Annotated in this window: 1 pseudogene; it reads left to right on the top strand. The window is 56.1% G+C overall.

Annotated features, from left to right (window positions below):
* Nucleotides 1–265: 265 nt before the first annotated feature.
* Nucleotides 266–1,123: pseudogene (locus tag ACR0CW_RS23140) on the top strand (transposase); the annotation flags it as partial.
* Nucleotides 1,124–1,174: the final 51 nt, after the last annotated feature.

The raw sequence follows: 1,174 nt of genomic DNA, 5'->3' as shown, positions 1-1,174 counted from the left end.
ATCTGCTACCTCCATATCTGCTCAAAGATATGGAATCACGGATCAGAAAACTGGGGAAGACTGAATCTGATAAAGCCAGACGCGCTCTAGGACTCGCAAGTGCCGACGGCGTGCCCAGTCTTCTCGTTGAAGCCCATGTACGGCTGGGCGACATGATCCGAGATTTTCGGCTTCAAACCAAGCTCCGGTCAATGCAAGTTGCTCATCGACCGGGTAATTTGACTGTTTCCAATATACGGGACCTTGGCTAGAGAGTCACCACGCTGGCGGTCGCCGTGGTCGTTGGTCTGCGGCTGATAAGCTGCGGATCGTAGAAGAGACGATGTTTGAGGGGGAGAGCATCTCTGCTGTTGCGCGTCGCAATGGCGTGGCTCCCAATCTGCTGTATCGTTGGCGTAAACTCATGCTTGTAGGAGGAAGCATCCCCGTGGCCGCAGATGACAGCGTCACAGGGAACAAGACGGTCCGTGATATGGACGCCCGTATCCGGGAACTTGAACGCCAGCTCGGCCGCAAGACGATGGAAGTGGAGATTCTGAGAGAGACCCTCGACAAGTCACGGGCAAAAAAACCGACCTTGCTTGCGCAGTCGTTGAAACGGGACGATTTGCCATGAAGACCGTTGCCGATGTTTTGGAGGTCTCTCCTTCCAACCTGCATGACCGGGTGAACGGGAGCGCAAAGCCGCGTCGGGGCTATCATAAAGCCCAAGACGCGGTGGTTCTGCCGCGCGAACAGGCCGTTGCTGGCGAAGTGCCCGACCTATGGTTACCGCCGAATTACGGCCATTCTGAACCGGCAGCTGAGTTCTGAAGGCCTTGCTGGGGTCAATCACAAGCGAGTCTACCGGATCATGGAGCGCAACGACCTGTTGCTCCAGCGATCCGGCTTTGATCGACCCGAGCGAAACCATGATGGCAAAGTCATCATGATGAGGTCAAACCTGCGTTGGTGTTCTGATGGGCTGGAGTTTGCTTGCTGGAATGGCGACGTGATCCGCCTGGCGTTCCTCATCGATGCCCATGACCGTGAAATCATCTCATGGCGGGCCGTAGCGAATGCAGGGATCAGCGGGTCGGATGCGCGCGACATGCTGCTCGAAGCTGTTGAAACACCCACCATGTAACAACTGGGCCTGAAGTCCTGCTTCACACCAGTGAAAAGCCCACAGTCC

This window comes from Ruegeria sp. CH6, assembly GCF_056537005.1.
The sequence above is the reverse complement of the archived record's forward strand: the minus strand, read 5'-3'. Positions and strand labels throughout refer to the sequence as shown.